General features: G+C 50.7%; 1 protein-coding gene. It reads right to left on the reverse strand.

Going from position 1 to position 1,220, the window contains the following annotated elements:
* Positions 1–43: 43 nt before the first annotated feature.
* Positions 44–1,220: phytoene desaturase family protein (locus F6K38_RS44780; protein WP_287360895.1), on the reverse strand; the 1,177-nt coding region annotated here is incomplete at its 5' end.

A 1,220-nucleotide genomic window follows, 5' to 3' on the forward strand; every position in this document is an offset into this window, starting at 1 on the left:
GACGGCTGACGGCTGACGGCTGACGATAGTTGCCCAATCTAGGTCACAACCCAATCGTTTTCAGCATTTCCAAATGCTTTGAAACCGGTACAAGGGTATTGGCAGTAATCATCCCGCTGGCGGCAACGGCTGGTAAACCAATACCGGGAAAGGTTGAGTCTCCACAGCACATTAGTCCAGGTAGGGGTGTGCCAGGACCAGGAAAGATGCCAACTCCGGCTCGAATCGCTGGACCGTAGGAACCTCGGTGGCGGCGCAGAAAGCGTTCGTGGGTGAGTGGTGTACCGACTAGAGTGACCTCACAACGGGAACGAATGTCTGGAATGATCCGCTCCAATCCTTTCCACATGATTTCTGCACGCACCTGCTTTTGTTGTGCATAGGCTTCACTGTTACGACTCATGCCTTGCCAGAGTTCATAGGGTTCGTTACCTGGAGTGTAAACGTGAATCACGTGTTTTCCTGGTGGTGCTAAGGATGGGTCTAGAAGGGATGGAATCGATAGCACTACTATATTCTGGGGAGCGGTAACACCCTTTTCCCAGTCATTAACGATAATGTAGTGGCAGGCTAGGTCTTTTTCTAGTCCTTGAGCATCAATGCCTAAGTGGAGATGCATGAAGCTGTCACACTCAGGGGTGGCGTTTCTCTTGGCTCGATAGGATTTTGGTATGGCTGAATCTGGCAGTAGTTTGAGGGTATCCCATACTGAGATATTAGATACCACTGCTTTACAAGCTCGGATTTCTTTGCTGCCCCGCAGTCGCACACCTACGGCACGGTTGTGCTCGACTATCACTTCTTCAACATGAGCATTAACGATCAACTGACCGCCATGTTTTTCTAATCCCCGCACCAGGGCATCAACTAGGGCACCACTACCACCAATGGGATAGTCTAGCACTACTTCTGGTCGATACCATTCCGCAAACATAAAGGCCATCTCTGCCGCAATGGTTCCATCCGCTGGTAGCCCAGATAATAGAAAAGAAAGCAACTCCAGCCAATTACGGCTAAAGTTGTCTTTGAGAACACCGTCCATAATCTGGCTAAAGGGTCCTCTGAGCTTGATAGAATCCCCAGCATATCGTAAGAAAGAGGGGGCAAATCGGCTGAGGGTGACCACTGCGCCAAGATCAAAACGGATGGCAGCGAGGGGAATTGCGATCGCAGCCTTAGCTAGGGGTTCCATCACCCGCTGAAGCTCACGCCATTCGGTT

This window comes from Moorena sp. SIO3B2 (genome assembly GCF_010692525.1).
GTDB lineage: Bacteria > Cyanobacteriota > Cyanobacteriia > Cyanobacteriales > Coleofasciculaceae > Moorena > Moorena producens.